We start from the raw sequence: 14,656 nt of genomic DNA, 5'->3' as shown, positions 1-14,656 counted from the left end.
CAGCGAACTTTGTTAATTTTATTTTGTCACCCTCGCTGATAAACTTCAAGAAGTAAACTCCTGCCAAATAAAAAGACGCCGCCGACCTCGGTCGACAGCGCGTTACTGCTCGTATCCCATTTTTTCTATGCCGAATGATTGATCTCGACCTTTCCCTGACTGCGACCTTGGCTGCGCACCACGATTACCGCTCCGGCGATCACCACCACCGCGCCGATCATCTGCACGCCGGTAAACGTCTCGCCGAGGATCAGCACCGACAGCACGATGGTGATCAGCGGCTCCATCATGCTCAGGATCGAAGCGTTCGTCGACCCGACCATCTCCAGCCCCACAAAAAAAGTCAGCAGCGACAAGATCGTCGACGCAAAGCTCAGCCCGATGATCGACAGCCACGCGACGCCGTTAAACTGAAAATCCAACGTCCCTGTCCAAAGCGCAATCACAAACAGCGTCACCGTCGTAAACAGCATCATAAACGCCGAAGTCAGCAACGGCGGCATCGCCTTGACCATCCGGTTCATCAGCACGATATGCACCGCGTACCCCACCGACGCGATCATCGCCAAAAAGACGCCGTAATAATGAATCTCCCCGTAGTTGGTCCCGAGCACCACTGCGAGTCCGAGCAGCGACAGCAGAATGGCCGACAGCGTCGATTTGGAAAACCCGCTCTTTTCCCACCAGATGCTCAGCACCACCACAAACAGCGGATACGTGTACAACAGCAGAGTCGCGAGCGACCCGGAGATATAATGCAACGCTTCAAAATACCACGTCGAGATCAGCGCATACACCACGCCGCCAAACACAAACAGCGACGCCCATTGCTTTTTCGTCAAGGAGACCCGCAATCGCCGTCTCCACCACAGATAGAGGAAGAAGATTAACGAGGCCACCGCAAAGCGCACAAACAGGATCGTCGCCACGTTGGCACCGCCCTGATAGGCGTACTTGGCAAAGATCGGGATCACCCCAAAGCCCACAGACGAGAGGAGGATCAAGCACACACCCAAATAAAATCGATTCACGTTTTTGCGCCCCCCATCAAATCAGGCTTTCTTGCAATAGATTCGGTCCTTAACCCGGCAATTCCTCTCGAACTGTATGCCCCTGAACAGGAAAAAACACCACCGGCCAGCGGAATGCGACTGCCGGTGATGCTGTTCCATGCGGTTTGTGCAGGTCCTCGTCGTTTACGAACGGGCTGCCGCTTCCAATTGGGGTTCCGGTTTGAAATCAAACGCCTCCGCCAGCAACTCATACGAGCGCAGTTTCGCTTCAAAATCATGCACGACCGTCAGCACGTGGAACTCGTCCACGTTGTAGTCTTTCTGCATCGCGAGGATCTGCTGTTTCACCGAGGTCTTGTCGCCGACGATGGCACGCTGGCGGACTTGGGCCATGTGAGCGCGTTCGTAGTCGGACAAGCGTTGCGCCGCCACTTCTTCCACAGACGGCACCGGACCGCCTTTGCCGCTCTCGAGGCGCATCATCGAGTACATCCGGCTTTGCACCAGCCGCTCCGCCTCCGCATCCGTGTCGGCGCAGATGACAAAGATGCCGAGCGAGCTCTCCGGCTTGTCGATCAGACCCGGTTTAAACCGATCCTGATACGCGCGCATCGCCGCGATGCCGTTCGTACCGCCGACGAGGAAGTGGGCGAACGAATAGGCCGAGCCAAGCTCTGCCGCATAGTAGGCGCTCTGATCGCTGGAGCCGAGCAACCACAGCTCCGGGAACGGCACATCGGTCGGCATCGCCGCGATGTTGGCATACGGATGTCCGGCCGGCATCTCGTCCTGCAAGAAGCCGATCAACGAGAGCAGCTTTTGCGGGAAGTTGTTCGCCGCCGGCTCGCCTTCGCGCAGGGCCAGCGACGTTGCATAGTCGCCGCCCGGTGCCCGGCCGATCCCAAGATCGATCCGACCCGGATACAGCGCTTGCAACATTTTAAAATTCTCCGCGACCTTCAGCGCACTGTAATGATAGAGCAACACCCCGCCCGAGCCCACGCGAATCGTCGACGTCTGCGCGGCGATGTGAGCGAGCAGGACTTCCGGGGTGGAAGAGGTCAGCATCGTCATATTGTGATGTTCGGCCAGCCAGAACCGTTGATAGCCCATCTTTTCGGCGTGTTGCGCCAATTGCACCGTCTCCCGCACGGCGTCGGCCGGAGTGCGGCCGGTGCAGACCGGTGATTGATCGAGCACACTAAATTTTAGCATATCTGATCTCTCCTTTAAAAAAGCAAATCGCTACATAAGTAAAATAACATTTACTTCACAAACAGTCAATGTATCGGAGCACACACTCCGGGAAAGCAAAGAAGCCCATCCCTGTCTGGATGGACTTCTTCCCTTGCTCCCTATTTCTCACGTTGCTTCACAGACACCGCTTCACGCATCGTGCCCGTCTCTTGGTATCTGACATGCCAGGCCAGCGCCTCTTGCAGCAGGTGCGGGGTGTGACCGCCGCGCTTGCAGGCTTCACGGTAATAGTCGAGCAGCGCGTCTTTGTACATCGGATGAGCGCAGTTTTCGATGATCACCTTCGCCCGCTCGCGGGGAGCCAGCCCGCGCAGGTCGGCAAGACCTTGTTCGGTAACGATCAGATCGACGTCGTGCTCCGTGTGGTCGACATGCGACGCAAACGGCACGATGCTGGAGATCTTTCCATCCTTCGCCGTCGACTTGGTCACAAACACTCCGAGCAACGCATTGCGGGCAAAGTCACCCGAGCCGCCAATCCCGTTCATCATATTCGTGCCCATGATATGCGTCGAATTGACGTTGCCGTAGATGTCGCACTCAATCGCCGTATTGATCCCAATCAACCCGAGACGTCTGATGATCTCCGGGTGATTGGAGATCTCCTGCGGTCGCAATACGATCCGATCCCGGTACTTGTCGATGTTGCGCACCACATCCTCCGCCCGCTCCGGCGACAGCGTGATCGAGCACGCCGATGCAAACTTCACCTTGCCCGCATCCATCAGATCGAACACCGCGTCTTGCAACACTTCCGAATACACGACCAGATCGGTCACGTCACTCTTCAAAAACCCGTGCAACACCGCGTTGGCCACTGAACCGATGCCCGACTGCAAAGGCGCGAGGTGGTTCGGCAGACGGCCCAGCTTGATCTCGTGCTGGAAAAATTCGATCAGATGCCCGGCCATTCGCTGCGTCTCCTCGTCCGGCGGCACGATCCCCGCCGTCTGATCGGACTTTTCTGTCACGACGACCGCCGCCACTTTCGCCGGGTCCACCGGAATATACGTCGTGCCGATGCGCTGATCGACAGCCTTCAGCGGGATCGGATCGCGTTGCCCCCGCATCTGCGGATCATAAATATCGTGCAGCCCCTCCAAACCGACCGGTTGTAAGACATTGAGTTCTATTATGATCGTCTTGGCCAGCGACGCAAAAATCGAAGAATTCCCCACCGACGTCGACGGCACGATCCCGCCGTCTTCCGTGATCGCCACCGCTTCCAAAATCGCCACGTCAATCGGCGACAAAAATCCATTTCGCACCTGCTCTGCCGTATGCGACAGATGCTGGTCGACAAACAATATCTCGCCCGTGTTGATCTTGGCCCGCATCTTGCGCTCGTTTTGGAACGGCAGCCGCTTGGCGATCAATCCCGCCTCCGCCAACACCCCGTCCACCTCATCGCCAATCGACGCGCCGGTGAACAGATTGATCTTCAACTTCTCACCGCTCTTTTTCACGCGGTCCGCCAAAGCCAGCGGCACCACTTTCGCATCGCCCGAACGGGTAAATCCGCTCAAGCCGACGGTCATCCCGTCTTTTATCAAAGTCGACGCCTGTTCAGCGCTCATCAATTTATCCATAAACTCACGGTTGCGGATTCTCTGTTCAATCATCGCTCTGATCCTCCCCATCATTCTATTGATAACGTGATAACGTTTTCATCATCCTATCACAGCCCTCCCTGCCTTGCGTTTGTCTCCCCCTAAAACAGCAGATTTGCCGCTGAGCCAGCAAAAATCGGCATGAAAAAAAGGGGCACGCTGCCCCTTTAAAAGTCCAACATCGTCCGAAACGCACTCGCATATTTCTGACTGACCGGGATCTTGCTCTGCGCACCGTCTTTCATCGTGAGCAGAAACGTCGAATGAAAATCGCGCATGATCTCGCGAATCCAGCCGATATTGACCAAAAACGCCCGATGGCACCGAAAAAACTGATGGCTCGGCAGCGTCATCTCCAGCGACTGGAGCGTCTGACGCACCTTGAGCACCTCCGTCTGCGTGTGCATGTACGTCGCCCCTTCCCGAGACGAGAAAAACGCGATCTCACTTTCATGCACCGGGACAAATCGATTGTCCGCCTGCCCGACGACATACTCCGTGCGCGGTCCCAGATCCGGCAGTCCCTGCGTCCTTTCTGGCGGCACGATGATCGTCAACGCCCCGATCAACTGATTTTGCTCATCATACAGCGGCGTCCCAAGTCCAAAGTACGGTACCCCGAACAAGTGAGCCGGCACAAAATGCGCCACCTTTTTCTTTTCCAACAGCGTCTGCTCCGCAATCGACCCGTGCTTGACCGGCTCGCCGGGATGAATGCCGAGGTCGATCTTTTGGCTGGGACGGTACAGCAAATATTGAGACTGATCGGCCAGCGCAATCGACGCCTCTTGCGGCAGGACCTCGCTGATCGATCCGATCATCTGTTTGATCATTCGCAAATTCATCGGTTCTCTCCCCTTTGTACCTGCTCTCTTTGCTTGTTATTGTACCATCCCATGCAAAAAAGCTGACAGCCTCTTCCCTGTCAGCTTTTCCGCCCTATACCAGATGACACGCCACAAAATGTCCGCTGCCGACCTCGCGAAACTCCGGAGCCGACTCCCGGCAGGCGTCTGTCGCCACCGGGCAACGCGTGTGAAACTTGCACCCGCTCGGCGGATCGACCGGGCTTGGGATGTCGCCGCGCAGCACGATCCGCTCCCGTTTCAGCGTCGGATCGGGGATCGGCACCGCCGACAGCAACGCCCGCGTATACGGGTGCAGCGGCTGGGCAAACAGCTCATCGCGCGGTGCCATCTCCACCATCGAGCCGAGGTACATCACGCCGATGGTCGAGCACAGATGCTCGACGACGCTCAGATCGTGGGAGATGAACAGATACGTCAGCCCCTGCCGGTCGCGCAGGTCGCTGAACAGATTGATGATCTGCGCCTGGATCGACACGTCCAGCGCCGACACAGGCTCGTCGGCGACCAGAAACTCCGGATTGAGGATGATCGCCCGCGCGATCCCCACCCGCTGTCGCTGCCCGCCGGAAAACTCGTGCGGATAGCGGTCGATGTGCGACGAAGACAGCCCGCAGAGCGCCAGCGTCTCCAGCACTTTGTCCCGCACTTCCGCCCGGGAAGCCCGCCCGTGATCGAGCAGAGCCTCACCGATCGCGTCTCCGATCCGCATCCGCGGGTTCAGCGACCCGTACGGATCTTGAAACACCAGTTGCATCTCCGGTCGGATCTGGCGCAGGTCCTGCTTGGACAGCGAGTAGAGGTCTTTTCCTTTAAATCTCACCTCGCCCGCCGTCTTGTCGGTCAAGCGCAGGATCGTGCGGCCGACGGTGCTCTTGCCGCTGCCCGACTCGCCGACCAGACCGAACGTCTCTCCTTTGGCAATCGACAGCGAGATGCCGTCCACCGCTTTCACGTGGGCGACCGTCCGGCCGAAGAGCCCGCCGGTGATCGGGTAGTATTTTTTCAGATCTTTGACTTCCAGCATCGCATCACTCATCGCGCGAGACTCCCTCCTCGTACAGCCAGCATGCCACGAGATGTCCGTTCTCGCCTTGTGTGATCACCGGCCGCCGCTCCCGGCAGACCGGCAGACATGACTCGCAGCGGTCGGCAAACGCGCACGCCTCGCCAAGTCCGATCAACTGCGGCACCTGTCCGGGTATCGAGTACAGCCGCTCCTCCCGCCGTCCGATCACCGGTTTGGAGCGCAGCAGGCCTTTCGTGTACGGATGCCGGGGGTTTTGGAACAGTTCGATCACAGGCGCTTCCTCGATCACCTTGCCCGCGTACATCACCACGACATGATCGGCCATCTCCGCCACCACGCCCAGATCATGCGTGATCAGCAGGATCGCCGTGTTCGACTCCGCCTTGATCCCGTTGAGCAGATCGAGGATCTGCGCCTGCACCGTCACATCGAGCGCCGTCGTCGGTTCGTCGGCGATCAGCAACTTCGGCTGACAGCTGAGCGCGATGGCGATCATGATCCGCTGGAGCATGCCGCCGCTCAGTTCATGCGGGTAGGCTTTGAGCATCTCCTCCGCGCGCGGAATGCCGACGCGGGTGATCAGCCCGGCCGACTCGGCACGCGCCTCCTTTTTTGACAGCAGGCGGTGCTCCATCAGCGGCTCGATCAACTGCTCGCCGATGGTCAGCACCGGGTTGAGCGACGACATCGGCTCTTGAAACACCATCGCGATGTCGTTGCCGCGCAGCCCGCGCATCTCCCCTTCCCGCAGCCGGAGCAGGTCTTGATCGCCAAAGCGGATCTCGCCCTTCTCAATGCGGCCCGGTTCCGCCACGAGCCGCATCACCGACAACGCCGTCACGCTCTTGCCGCAGCCCGACTCGCCGACGACCGCGACCGTGCGGCCGGCCGGGATGGAAAACGACACGTCGTCGACCGCCTTGACGATCCCTTCCTCCGTGTGAAAATAGGTGCTGAGACCTTTGATTTCCGCCAGTGTGTTCGTCATCGTCGTCATCGTCCCTGTCACCTACTTTTTCATCTTCGGGTCGAGCGCATCGCGCAGACCTTCCCCGAGCAGATTGATCGCGATCACCGTCGCAAAGATCGCCACACCGGGCGGCATCCACAACCACGGCCGCTTTTGGAAATCGATCAACGAGTTGGCCGAGTCCATCATATTGCCCCACGACGGCGTCGGCGGCGTCACCCCGAGCCCGAGGTAACTCAGCACCGACTCGCTGAGGATCGCCCCGGCCACGCTCAGCGTCGCCACGACGATCAACAGCGGCAGCGTGTTCGGCAGCAGATGGACAAAGATCTTGCGGCGATCCCGCAGCCCGAGCACTTCCGTCGCCTGCATAAACTCGCGCTGAGAGAGCGTCAGGATCTGCGAGCGCACCAACCGCGCCAGCCCTGGCCAGCCCAAGATCGAAAGCATCAGCATGACGATGTAGATCCGGTAGTCGGACGGCACCTTCAGATCGGACAACACCGCCCCCATGATGATCAGGAGCGGCAGGCTCGGGATCGTCATCAGCACATCGGCAAACCGCATGATCACCTGATCCACGATCCCCCGGTAGTACCCGGCGACCGCGCCGAGCACCGACCCGATCAACACGGAGAGCAGCATAGACGCGATGCCGACCGTCAGCGAGATCCGTCCTGCCAGCATCAGCCGGGTCAGGATATCCCGCCCGAGATTGTCTGTGCCAAGCCAATTCTGCGCGCTCGGCGGCCGGTTAAAATTCGCACCGGTCACCCGCTCGTCCACATACGGCGAAAACAGCGGCCCGACCGTGCAAAACAGCCCCATCAAGATCAGAAAGACCAGCCCCGTCACCGCCAGACGATTTTTCCGCAAGCGGCGGAACGCGTGCGCCCAAGGGGAGGCCGGTTTCGCCGACTTGGCCCGTACACCCGGGTTTTTCTCCGACACAGTCCCTGCATTTGCAGACATACGAAAACCTCCTCTCTACTTGATCCGCACGCGCGGGTCTGCCACGCCGTACATGATATCGGCGAGCAGATTGCCGACGATGGTCAGCATCGACAACAGCATCGTCAGCCCCATCAACACCGGATAGTCCCGGATCTCGAGAGCCTGCATGTGGATCTGCCCCACACCCGGCCAGTTGAAGATCTTCTCCGTGATGATCGCCCCGGCAAACAAGCCCGGCAGTTCAAACGCCAGCAACGTGATCGCAGGCAGGAGCGCGTTGCGCAGCGCGTGCTTGTACACGACCACCTTTTCCTTCAGCCCTTTGGCCCGGGCGGTCCGCACAAAGTCCTGCCGGATCACATCGAGCATGTTGGTGCGGAAATAGCGGGTCAGCGACCCGACCCCGAGCACCGTCAGCACGATCACCGGCAAGATCATATGCTTGGCCACTTCCCACACATACGCCCAGCCGGTCGTCTGCGACCCGGTCGAGATCATCCCGCCGACCGGCAGCCAGTGCAGATCGACCGCGAAAAACTTGATCAGGAGCAAGCCGAGGAAAAAGGACGGAAACGACATCGTCGCAAACACACCGAGCGTCACCAACGCGTCAAACCACGAATGCTGCCTGACCGCCGAAAACACCCCGATAAACAGCGCGATCGTCCACGTCAAAAACAACGTCGCCACCGCGATCATAAACGAATTCCATAAATACTGATTCAACAGCGACGTCACCGGGATCTGATGCTGCATCGAATAGCCAAAGTCGCCTTGCAGCACATTGCCCATCCAGATGAAATACCGCTCCAGCACCGGCTTGTCCAGCCCGTACAGCGCCCGCAACTCCGCCTGTCTCTCCGGGGTGAGCTTTTGGTTGCTGTCCACAAAGTCACCGGGCGTCATCGCAAACACGAAAAAGATGATCACCGACACCCCGATCAAGATCGGGATCATGTTCAATACCCTGCGCAGCACATAGATGGCCATGAGGAGCCTCCTTTAGAAGAAACCCAGCCAGATGGCTGGGTTATTGGATCTTCAACTTCGGCAGATCGCCGATGATGCCCGTGTACGCGTTCGGCTCCAGTCCTTGGATGCGGCCGTTGTGCGCAGTCATCGACTTTCTGTACCAGAGGAAGATCGACGGCACGTCCTCATTCAGTTCTTTGAACAGCTTTTGGTAGATCGGTTTGCGCTTGTCGATGTCGAGCGTGCTCTGCCCTTGCAGGATCAGCTGGTCGATGGCCGGGTTGTTGTAGCCGTTGTCCGCAATGGTGCTCAGGAAGTTTTGCGCGCTCTCGGCCGGGTCGACCATCCCCGGCGTGGAGACGGAGGACAGGTCGTAGTCGCCCTTTTCCATCTTGTCGAGCATCGCATTGAAGTCCATGACTTCCACTTCGAGCACGATGCCGATGTCTTGAAGGTTTTGCTTGGCGATGGTGATCAGCGCGTCGTTGCCTTTGCGGGTCAAAAGGGTCAGCTTGAGCTTTTGCCCGTCTTTTTCCCGGATGCCGTCCGCGCCCGCTTTCCAACCGGCCGCGTCGAGCAATTCCTTCGCTTTTTGCTGGTTGAAGTCATACGGGTTGATGTCCGGCGTGAACGCCCACGAGATCGGCGAGATCGGCTCGTTTGCCACTTCGCCGTAGCCGCGGAAGGTCGCGTCGACGATCTGCTTGCGGTCGATGCCGTACATCAGCGCTTGACGGACGTTTTTGTCCTTGAGATGACGCTTGTGGTTGACATCCAGATAGGAATACGCGCTCGACGTCATCACGTTGATGTTCGCAAACCCGAGGCTCTTCAACTGCTCAAAATTGTCCGGGTTGGCCGTGAAGCCGTCATAGTCGGTCTCGCCGGTCTGGAACAATTGAAGGTTGGTGTCGGAGGTCGTCACTTTGTAGATGAAGTTCTCAATCGCCGGTTTGCCTGCAAAATAGTGCTCGTTTGCCTTCGTGCGCACCTCTTGACCGGGGATGTACTTCTCCAGTTTGTACGGACCTGCACCCACCGGCGCGCCGTGCAGCGTGCGCAGATGGTCAAGATTGCCCGGGGAATAGTTTTTGCCGTAGTACGCCTTCGACAGCACCGGGCCGCCGAGGATCTGCAACGACAGCGCGTTGACCTTCTCCGTCGTGATCTTGATGTTCAGCGGATCGATGACTTCGATGCCGGAGATCGACGTCGCCTTGCCTTCTTTATAGTCCTGACCGCCTTTGATCTGCACTTGCGACACATCGGTCTCACCGTCATACGTCTTGTCGTGGAGCATCGTCAGCGTAAACGCCACGTCGTCTGCGGTCAGCGGCGAGCCGTCGCTGAACTTCAGGCCTTTTTTCAACGTGAACGTGTAGGTCAGCTGGTTGTCGGACAGGACCCACTTCTCCGCCAGCGACGGGATGTATTTGCCCGATTTATCAACATCAACCAACGAGCCGAACAGCACGGACGTCACATTGCCGTCCCAGCCGTTGTGGTAGAAGTACGGATTGAAGACCCCCTGCGGCGAAGACATGCCTGCGATGAACGTGTCGTTGCGCTTCTTGGCCGCCTCCGGGTTTTTCGACATGTCGGACGCGAGCGTCACCTCGCTGGAGCTGTTTTTCAGATCGACAGGCGTCGCCGTCTCCTCCGTCTCTGTCGAGCAAGCGGACAGCAGCAGCGTGCTCGCGACGAGCAAGCTGGCCGTCGTTTTCCAACCTTTATACATATAAATACCCCTCCCGTTTACGTCATTTATTTTTCCATGGACCTGTAGAGATTATAACCATTACAATTTCGATCTGTAAACAGAAATTGTTGAATTTTAGCCCGCGAAAACAAATAAAAGCAGGTTCCTTATACAGAGGCACGCTCTTGCCCCACATTCTTCCACACCTCTGCACCCGTAAAAAACTACCGCAACCCCGAAAATTATACTAATATATAAACAAAACGACTCACACAAAGGAGCGATACTCATGGACATCTTCAAAAAAGCATGGCCGAAAGCATGTGTAGCCGTCATGACGTCTGCGCTGGTTCTGGCGGGCATCCCGTTTGCCACGGAAACGGCCTTCGCCAACTCCTACACCGTGCCGAATCTCATGATCACCGAGGTCACGCCTGACACTTTGACGGTCAGCGGCGACACGGGCACGCCGGACGCTTATGAATTTATCGAACTGTATAACAACACGTCTTCCACGATCAACCTGAAAAACTACCGCATCGTCTACGAAACGCCGACCGTCTACACCTGGACGATCACCACCGACAAATACATCGCACCCAAAAGCACGTTCGTCGTCTGGATCAAGTCGGTGGACTCCGCCACTCTGTCCGGTTTCAACAGCAACTACGGCACCGCACTGACTGCCAGCCAAGTCTTCGAAGTCTCCGCAGGCGGCCTCGCCAACGTCCCGGCCGATCCTCGCACGATCTCGATCGCCAACTCCAGCGGCACCAAGATCAGCACCGTCCACTACGCCGAAACGGACGTGCAAGAAAACAAAGGCATCTCCTATCTCTACCCGACTGACGGCTCCATCGAGATGCGCAACCTGACCACCGACAGACAGCTCGCCACACCGGGCTCCGTATTCACCGGTCAAGTCCCGCCGTCCGCATGGGATAACACCGATCCGGCCGCTCCGACCGGCTTCACCGCCGTGCCGGGAACCGGCAAAGTGACCCTGTCGTGGAACGCCAACACCGAGTCGGATCTCGCGTTCTACCGCATTTACATGGACGGCGCTTTCTACCACACCTACCGCAAAGAGATCCGCTCCCAAACGCTGACCGGGTTGACCGAAGAGCAAGACTATACGTTCGAAGTCGGCGCCGTCGACACGTCGAACAACCTGTCGATCAAGAACAAACTCATCGCCGCACCGCTTTCGAAAGCGATCTCCCAAGCGGCGATCAGCAACATGCCGAAGAGCACCAACTCTTCCTATACGTCCTTCTTAAACCGCTCGGTTAAAGGTCCGATCGTTCCCGGCCTGACTGCGACTGACGGGCTCGTTCCGCAAGGCATGACCTACGTCCCGGCGAAAAACTGGTTCCTGATCACGCACTACCGCGATGACAAGAAATCCAGCATGATCACCGTCCTCGATGCCGCCACCGGCCAGAAGGTCAAGTCGATGACGATCTACAACAACGCCGGCTCCTTGGACCGCGCCCTGTATAACGGGCATGCGGGCGGCATCACCGTCACGTCGACCGACGCGTGGATCTCCAACGACGATCAACTGTTGCGCATCCCGCTGACGTCGATCTACAACGTGCGCGACCGCGACAAAGTCTTCATCACCGAAGCGATTCCGGTCAATACGAACGCCTCTTTTGTCACCTACTCGAACGGCTATCTGTGGGTCGGTGAGTTCTACTATGACTCGGCGACCGGCACCGACTATCCCACCGATCCGTCGCATCACATCACCACCCGCACCGGCGGAACCAATCCGGCGATCATCTCCGCCTATCCGGTCGATGCGACCTCCGGCAACATCACCAAGAGCACGCCAGACAAGATCCTGTCGATTCCGGACAGAATCCAAGGCATCGCCTTCACACCGGACGGACGCATCGTCCTCAGCAAATCGTACGGTCGCAACTCCGCGTCCTCCTTGCTCTTCTACAACGACGAGTTGAGCCAAAGCGCGTACGAGTGGCACACCGTTAACGGCGTGTCCACCAAAACGTGGTTCTTGGACGGACAAAACCACAGAAACACGCTGACGGCAACTCCTTTGGCTCAAAACACCCTTTACCACAACAACTCCCTGTACACCCTGTTCGAATCGGGAGCCTACAAATACCTGTCCGACACCGACTCGAACGCATACGGCCAAGACACCCTGATGATCACCGACATCAACGGCCTGTAAGCTGCCACACAAAAAAGAAGCGAGAGCATCCCCTGCTCTCGCTTCTTTTTTATCTGCTCTGCACCTCGGCCGACAGGATATGAGGAATCGACTTCAACGCCATATACACATCGGTCGTGTACCGCTCATCTGCGCTCACAACGATCATCTCCAACTGCTGATGCCCGTCGGGCGTGTCCTTGATCTTCACGCGCCGCACCTGCAGATCTTGGCCCTTGATCTGTTTGAAAATATGATTGAGATCCTGATCTTGATCCACGATCACCCGGATCGCCATATCCCGGTCCCTGAGCGAACTGGGACCGAGCCGCTTGACGAGGAAAGGAAACACATTGATCGCCAAAATGATCATCAGCATCGCCGTCAGCGACTCCCAATAAAACCCCGCCCCGACCGCGATGCCAAGCCCCGACGCCGCCCAGACCATCGACGCGGTGGTCAGACCCGAGATCACATCATCTCCCCGGCGCAAGATCACCCCGGCCCCAAGGAAGCCGACCCCGCTGACGATCTGTGCCGCCAGTCGCATCGGGTCCATGTTGGTGTGACCCGGTGCGGAGTAGCGATTCACCGCCTCGATGGAGACGATGGTGATCAGGCAGGAGGCGACCGAGATGATCATGCTCGTCTTCACCCCGAGCGGCTTGTTGCGCAGTTGCCGGTCGATCCCGATCAACAGGCCGAGAAACAGCGCGAGACTCAATTTAAACAAAAAACCATGTATCATCTGCCAAGGCTCCTTTGCTTGTATCCGAGTGTTAACGTGTTGTGCATAGCGTTTCCAGAACGTGCAAAAATGTTCACGTAAAAACGTCACCGACCGCAGCCGGTGACGCATTCTTTTTCAAAAACTCAGTTCCGCCCGCGTATCATCAGCACGTAGCAGAGCAACGCCCCGACGTCGGTGACGGCGATCACCGCCCCCATCGGCACCGCCGTCTCGCTGCCGCCGATGCCGACCAAAGGGGCGATCAACGCACCGAGAAACAGCGGCGGCACCCCGATCAGCGCCGCTGCGCTGCCCGCCGCCTTGCCTTGGTTTTGCATCGCCAGCGACGTGCCGGTCGGACCGACGATGCCGACGCTGGACACGACCGCCACCAGCGAGACCATCACGGCGAACAGACCCGCTCCGGTGAGGATCATCACCAGCAACGACAGACTGCCAGCCGCCGCCAACGCGATCCCGGCCACGAACACCTTCAGCTCACCGTAGCGCACCGACAGCCGGGCTGCCAACTGACCGGCGATGATGATCCCGATCCCGTTGACCGCAAACAGCAAGGAAAACGTCTGCGGCGACACCCCGAACAGATCCTGCAACACAAACGGCGACCCGGCGATATAGGCAAACATGCCCGCCATCACCAGACCCTGCGCCCACGCATAGCCCATGAACACGCGGTCGCGAAGCAGATGGCGCAGCGTCGACAGCGTCTTGCGGATACCCCCTGTCGAGCGTCTCTCCACGGGAAGCGTCTCCGACAAACTCAACTGCGACGCCACCAGCATCATGAGCCCCAACAACCCCAGCACAACAAACACTCCGTGCCACGTCGTCACCCGGAGCAACTGCCCGCCAAAGATCGGGGCCAAGATCGGGGCCGCCCCGTTGACCAGCATCAAAAGCGCGAAAAACTTCGTCATCTCCGTGCCCTCGTACAGATCGCGCACAATCGCCCGCGCGATGACGATCCCCGCCGCACCGGACAACCCTTGAACCAATCGCAACGCGAGCAACACCCAGATCGAAGACGTCACGGCGCACAAAACAGAAGAGATCAGATATAGGATCAATCCGATCATCAGCGGCCCGCGACGCCCGCGCGCATCGCTGAGCGGCCCGGCGATGATCTGCCCGGCACCGAGGCCGACCAAAAACAGCGTCAGCGACAACTGAGTCAGCGACGCGCTCGTATCCAGATCTGCCGCGAGCATCGGCAACGCCGGCAGATACATATCGATGGACAGCGGAGCCAACGCCGTCAACGACCCCAACGTCACGACCATCCAAAAACGTCGTGACCGCGCCGTGCGGTCCGACTGCAAGGACTGCTCCATATGCACGTCTCCAATCCTCAT

The 14,656-nt window shown here is 58.3% G+C and carries 12 protein-coding genes; 1 reads left to right on the top strand and 11 read right to left on the bottom strand.

Going from position 1 to position 14,656, the window contains the following annotated elements; genetic code table 11:
* Positions 1-125: 125 nt before the first annotated feature.
* The 9 genes from OS242_RS13375 to OS242_RS13335 all read right to left on the bottom strand — a co-directional run bounded on the left by OS242_RS13375 (position 126) and on the right by OS242_RS13335 (position 10,410).
* A complete protein-coding gene (locus OS242_RS13375) occupies positions 126-1,031 on the bottom strand; it encodes a DMT family transporter (protein ID WP_267152178.1) in 906 nt (301 codons plus the stop codon).
* Between the two features lie 165 nt (positions 1,032-1,196).
* Entirely contained in the window at positions 1,197-2,228 is a 1,032-nt protein-coding gene (locus tag OS242_RS13370) for an LLM class flavin-dependent oxidoreductase (protein WP_267152177.1), read from the bottom strand.
* Between the two features lie 140 nt (positions 2,229-2,368).
* Positions 2,369-3,892: an acetyl-CoA hydrolase/transferase family protein gene (locus OS242_RS13365; protein ID WP_267152176.1), complete on the bottom strand. Its 1,524-nt coding sequence runs from the start codon at positions 3,890-3,892 to the stop codon at positions 2,369-2,371.
* 155 nt (positions 3,893-4,047) lie between these two features.
* Positions 4,048-4,725: a LytTR family DNA-binding domain-containing protein gene (locus tag OS242_RS13360; RefSeq protein ID WP_323372946.1), complete on the bottom strand. Its 678-nt coding sequence runs from the start codon at positions 4,723-4,725 to the stop codon at positions 4,048-4,050.
* A gap of 94 nt (positions 4,726-4,819) precedes the next feature.
* Positions 4,820-5,785, bottom strand: coding sequence for an ABC transporter ATP-binding protein (locus OS242_RS13355; RefSeq protein ID WP_267152175.1), 966 nt, complete (start codon positions 5,783-5,785; stop codon positions 4,820-4,822).
* Positions 5,778-6,764 carry an ABC transporter ATP-binding protein gene (locus OS242_RS13350; RefSeq protein WP_267152219.1) on the bottom strand — a complete coding sequence of 329 codons (987 nt, stop codon included), beginning with the start codon at positions 6,762-6,764 and terminating at the stop codon, positions 5,778-5,780. Before OS242_RS13350 ends, OS242_RS13355 begins: the two co-directional genes overlap by 8 nt.
* A 21-nt stretch (positions 6,765-6,785) precedes the next feature.
* The gene (opp4C, locus tag OS242_RS13345) at positions 6,786-7,718 is read right to left on the bottom strand and encodes an oligopeptide ABC transporter permease (protein ID WP_267152174.1); all 933 of its coding nucleotides are present in this window, start codon (positions 7,716-7,718) and stop codon (positions 6,786-6,788) included.
* 15 nt (positions 7,719-7,733) lie between these two features.
* Complete coding sequence (locus OS242_RS13340; protein WP_267152173.1) at positions 7,734-8,690, bottom strand: ABC transporter permease; 957 nt, start codon at positions 8,688-8,690, stop codon at positions 7,734-7,736.
* A 40-nt stretch (positions 8,691-8,730) separates the two neighbouring features.
* Positions 8,731-10,410, bottom strand: coding sequence for an ABC transporter substrate-binding protein (locus OS242_RS13335; protein ID WP_267152172.1), 1,680 nt, complete (start codon positions 10,408-10,410; stop codon positions 8,731-8,733).
* A 250-nt stretch (positions 10,411-10,660) separates the two neighbouring features.
* On the opposite strand from OS242_RS13335, the gene OS242_RS13330 reads away from it, so the two are divergent.
* Positions 10,661-12,574, top strand: coding sequence for a lamin tail domain-containing protein (locus OS242_RS13330; protein WP_267152171.1), 1,914 nt, complete (start codon positions 10,661-10,663; stop codon positions 12,572-12,574).
* Between the two features lie 49 nt (positions 12,575-12,623).
* On the opposite strand, the gene OS242_RS13325 is transcribed toward OS242_RS13330, so the two are convergent.
* On the bottom strand, positions 12,624-13,301 hold the full coding sequence (locus OS242_RS13325; protein ID WP_267152170.1) for an MgtC/SapB family protein: 678 nt from the start codon (positions 13,299-13,301) through the stop codon (positions 12,624-12,626).
* Positions 13,302-13,426: 125 nt separating this feature from the next.
* Positions 13,427-14,635, bottom strand: coding sequence for a multidrug effflux MFS transporter (locus tag OS242_RS13320; protein WP_267152169.1), 1,209 nt, complete (start codon positions 14,633-14,635; stop codon positions 13,427-13,429).
* Between the last annotated feature and the right edge of the window lie 21 nt (positions 14,636-14,656).

The sequence above is a fragment of the Tumebacillus lacus genome, from assembly GCF_026410385.1.
Lineage (GTDB): Bacteria > Bacillota > Bacilli > Tumebacillales > Tumebacillaceae > Tumebacillus > Tumebacillus lacus.
The sequence above is the reverse complement of the archived record's forward strand: the minus strand, read 5'-3'. Positions and strand labels throughout refer to the sequence as shown.

Excerpts from the sequence above, each read along its gene's own strand:
- OS242_RS13350 (WP_267152219.1), bottom strand. The coding sequence starts at position 6,764 with ATGACGAACACACTGGCGGAAATCAAAGGTCTCAGCACCTATTTTCAC.
- opp4C (WP_267152174.1), bottom strand. The coding sequence starts at position 7,718 with ATGTCTGCAAATGCAGGGACTGTGTCGGAGAAAAACCCGGGTGTACGG.
- OS242_RS13325 (WP_267152170.1), bottom strand. The coding sequence starts at position 13,301 with ATGATACATGGTTTTTTGTTTAAATTGAGTCTCGCGCTGTTTCTCGGC.
- OS242_RS13355 (WP_267152175.1), bottom strand. The coding sequence starts at position 5,785 with ATGAGTGATGCGATGCTGGAAGTCAAAGATCTGAAAAAATACTACCCG.
- OS242_RS13370 (WP_267152177.1), bottom strand. The coding sequence starts at position 2,228 with ATGCTAAAATTTAGTGTGCTCGATCAATCACCGGTCTGCACCGGCCGC.
- OS242_RS13320 (WP_267152169.1), bottom strand. The coding sequence starts at position 14,635 with ATGGAGCAGTCCTTGCAGTCGGACCGCACGGCGCGGTCACGACGTTTT.
- OS242_RS13335 (WP_267152172.1), bottom strand. The coding sequence starts at position 10,410 with ATGTATAAAGGTTGGAAAACGACGGCCAGCTTGCTCGTCGCGAGCACG.
- OS242_RS13340 (WP_267152173.1), bottom strand. The coding sequence starts at position 8,690 with ATGGCCATCTATGTGCTGCGCAGGGTATTGAACATGATCCCGATCTTG.
- OS242_RS13330 (WP_267152171.1), top strand. The coding sequence starts at position 10,661 with ATGGACATCTTCAAAAAAGCATGGCCGAAAGCATGTGTAGCCGTCATG.
- OS242_RS13365 (WP_267152176.1), bottom strand. The coding sequence starts at position 3,892 with ATGATTGAACAGAGAATCCGCAACCGTGAGTTTATGGATAAATTGATG.
- OS242_RS13360 (WP_323372946.1), bottom strand. The coding sequence starts at position 4,725 with ATGAATTTGCGAATGATCAAACAGATGATCGGATCGATCAGCGAGGTC.